Genomic DNA, 3,897 nt, shown 5'->3' with positions numbered 1-3,897 from the left:
AGGTTTTTTGATATTTTTGTTTCGCCTGAAGAGTCCCATAAAATTATTTTATTTTTCGCAAAACAAAAATAAGGGAATCTCAGGCTTTTTTTATTTTAGACTTTCGGATAATAGTGTAATTAACTATGTAATATTAATAAAAAAAATCAAAATATTTTTTTATTTCTCAAAACTCCCCAAAATCTCCTTCAAAAAACCATTAAAATCAAAACTTTCATCATCTGTCAAACCCATTCGTACTATAACTAAATCTTTTGAGGGAATGACGAATATTTTTTGTCCTTGAAAACCGCTTGCATAATACAATTCTCTTGGAGCGTCAGGATATTTTCCACTTGAATTGAGCCAAAAATGTCCGCCATATTTTCCATTTGATGTTGGAGTAGGGGTGGAAACATATTTCGACCAAGAAGGGTCAAATAATTGTTCGCCATTCCAATTTCCGTTGTGTAAATACAGCAATCCAAACTTTGCCCAATCTCTTGAAGTTGCCCAAGCATAAGACGAACCAACGTAATTTCCAGTCATATCCGTTTCCACAACCGTCGAGAACATTCCGATTTTATCAATCAATGACGAGTACCAAAAATCCAAGTATTCTTGTTGGGTTTTAAACTGCTTTCGCAAAATTTTCGACAATAAATTTGAAGTTCCTGATGAGTAATTCCAAGTTTGATTTGGTTTTCCAAAAAGTGGTTTTTCCAATTGAACTTGACCCATATCTCTTGAGTTGAAAAGCATTTTTGTGGCGTCACAAATTCGGTCGTATTTTTCTTCCCATTCTAAACCAGAGTTCATTTGAATCAGATTATTTAAGGTGATTTTTGCACGTTCGTCATTGGCCCATTCTTGAATTGGAGCGGGATTGTTGATGTTTATTTTATTTTGATATTGTAAAATTCCAAAATAAGTTGCCGTAATACTTTTGGTCATCGACCAACCTAAAATCTTCGAATTTTTGTCAAATCCATCCTCGTATTTTTCTGCAATAAGATGGTCTTTGTATAAAATGACTACAGACCGCGTTCTTTTGGCGAAAGCGCCTTTTTTATCAAAAGCATTTTCAACAGCCTTCCGAAGTTTCGAATAATCAATATTTGCAAACACCGTATCTTTGGGTTCATTGGTTCCAAATGGGTAAGGCAAATTTATTTTCGGTTGAACGCGTTTGGGAACTAAATACGGTTTTGTAACGTCAAAATCAGCATCAATCAGCAAGGAACCCAAACCTTCACGGTAAATGGCTTTTCTTTTTTGCAAACCAAAAACCGAAGAAGTTGCATATTGTTCTTTGTCGAAAATCGCATTGTTGGCCAATCGGACAAGTTTGATGTCGTTATCGCTTTTTTCAATCAATTCCAGCGAACGACCATCAATAAAATGAGCCGACGCCACACTTTTTGCCGAAAATCCAGAAATCAATTCGAGTTTTGGATAATTGACGACCACAAAATAAATCAAAACGACTAAAATTATAATGCCAGAAACCTTGAATGTTTTTTTCATTTGCTAAGTAAATTGAAATAAAATAATCCTGCAAATTATCGATAAATCCCAAATTTCCCTAATTGATTATCAGGAAATTCAAACTTTTTCTAATACAACATAATAATTATAAGTAACGCGATAACATAAGGATATTTAATTTTTATTTTTAAAAAAAATGGCTTTCAGAAAATTCTAAAAGCCATTCATTTTATTGGGTAAAGTTATTGTACTGTAAATATAAAATCACTTCGACCAGGCTCATTATCAATTATATTGGTTTCTATAGTATATCTATTGCAAATTTTTTCGCCCTGAAAGGCAATAGAATCTGCTGTATAAATAGTATACGTGCCGATTTTATTTAAAGTGACCTTTATTTCAAGTTCATATAGCTGATTTTCATTATTATAAATCAAATTAAACCAGCCATTAACAGATCCTGGGCTCCCTTTTACGAATTCAACATTGTTCCCGATAAAAATTTGGTCAGTACATATTAACCTTGCTTCAAATGCATTAGTTGCCTCAAGTAAATTAATTTCTGTTCCATCATTAAAGTAATTATTGGTTGCGGGAATAGTAACCGAAAAGGTTATTACATCTCCTTGATTATAAATTTGTTGAAAAGGACTGATAAGTATCAAATCATCAACCTGCGTTATTGCGGCAGGAGCAAAACACTCTTCCTCACCTGGACAACCCGTTAAAGTTGCTGCCAATAGTAACAAGCTAGTCAATTTTAATAATTTAGTACCCATAACTTTCAAATAAAGATATTATTTGTCTGGCCTGTGCAGGAAAGGCAGAAACTAATGCATCTCGTAATTCTGCAGGTGTTTCTACATTACCATTTAACCTGTTGAAGAGAGGTGCTAAGTCATTAGCATTTGAAGAATTACCAATAAAACATTCGTCTATTATTCCATTTAATGGTAGTCCGTCACTTGTTCTCCTTCTTGAGATAGTTGGATCATCAACGACATTATCCATAACATCCCACATTACACCATGTGCAAACCAGTGTTGATTGTCGGTAATATTTGTTACGACCATCGGCACATCATATTTATTAAATGTTTCTAAATTATTGGAAACACCTGCAAGGTTGTGCATGCTACGAAAACCGCCAATATTCATATATGCTCTGTTGTAAATGGTAGAAGTAATCTTAAATTCGCAAAAATTAGCCCATCCTTCTGCTAGTGCTATAATTCGTCCTGCTTGCTGTGAGGGAGAAACGCCAGCGTAGTAAGGATTATTAAAACTTATATTATTACTCATTTGACTAGCAAAATTTTGAGCCCAAAACCATGCGCCAGCTTTAGATGCATGCGAAAAGTGTGATGATTCATGAAATACAGTTTGATGAATCCTGACGGTATTACTTTGACCACCAACTACCAATGTCTTGTTTCTTAATCCCCCATAAATAAAATCGGGTCTTAAGTGTACTGGAACTAGCTGTATTGCGAATCCCGCTGCTACATTTGTCATAACACTCCAAAAATTTGCTTGACCAATATTAGCAACAGTAGAAAGAGTAGCTAGTTGTGGAAATCTTTTCAGCATTGGTGCTGAAGAAGCGTCCCCTTTTGCAAAACACCATGTATTAGCCGAATTGACCCTATGAGAAATGCCATTCGAACTAGCAAAATCGTTATACTTTCTCAATCCATTATGTACAGTTCCTTTATACCATAAATGTCCACCTACCATATCAACACCAAAAGCACCATCATGTGCTTCGCCATAAACTATATTTTTTGTCGCTCCATTATTACCCCTTGTAATAGTCATTAAATGATCCGAAACCCAAAGTCCTGCAAGTTCATTCAATGTACGTCTAATAGTTGCCGTTTCTCCGCGCCATTTTGCTCTAATTCTAACTTTTCCTCGGTATTTCTTTGGAGCTTCAAAGTTTCCGTTATTGGAAGTATAGGTATTTCTCCAAAAGAAATTACGACCAATACTGATCTTAGCTTTTAATAGTGGTTCTGCTGATCCACTATCGGTATTAAACACAGTAACTCGTCCGCTTGGTCTGTATCGTTTTCCAAACAATCTGCTTTCAACTTGGTTTTCTGCAGTATTATTAAGATAGAAAGGTAAGGTTTCTTCATTAACATCTATTTCATCGGCTAATAAATCTTCTTGCCAACCTGCAAAAAACAAAGCAACAGTTTCTACATCAAATTCTTCTTCAGTTGGCTCATAAATTTCGCTAATGATAACATATGGAACCGGAGACGGAAACTGATAATCTATGGGTATTAAGGTATAAGTGTAAAGTTTCACAACGTTATTGATGAGAGTTGATTTTAATTTAGATTCAAATTTAGGATATTATTTTTAAATTGATTGGGTGTTATCTTGAATATTTCAGGTTTTAATTGATACCATTTTTCGATT

Annotated in this window: 3 protein-coding genes; all 3 read right to left on the bottom strand. The window is 34.4% G+C overall.

Annotated features, from left to right (window positions below; genetic code table 11):
- Positions 1-159 precede the first annotated feature (159 nt).
- Complete coding sequence (locus tag ACIQ2X_RS14540; protein ID WP_396179674.1) at positions 160-1,506, bottom strand: serine hydrolase domain-containing protein; 1,347 nt, start codon at positions 1,504-1,506, stop codon at positions 160-162.
- Between the two features lie 203 nt (positions 1,507-1,709).
- Entirely contained in the window at positions 1,710-2,246 is a 537-nt protein-coding gene (locus tag ACIQ2X_RS14535) for a hypothetical protein (RefSeq protein WP_396179673.1), read from the bottom strand.
- Positions 2,236-3,783 (bottom strand): hypothetical protein, encoded by a 1,548-nt coding sequence (locus ACIQ2X_RS14530; RefSeq protein WP_396179672.1) that lies wholly within the window; start codon positions 3,781-3,783, stop codon positions 2,236-2,238. The genes ACIQ2X_RS14535 and ACIQ2X_RS14530 overlap by 11 nt, the downstream gene beginning before the upstream one ends.
- Between the last annotated feature and the right edge of the window lie 114 nt (positions 3,784-3,897).

Source organism: Flavobacterium sp. (assembly GCF_044368625.1).
GTDB lineage: Bacteria > Bacteroidota > Bacteroidia > Flavobacteriales > Flavobacteriaceae > Flavobacterium.
Note: the sequence above shows the minus strand (reverse complement) of the source record. Positions and strands in the feature narration are given on the sequence as shown.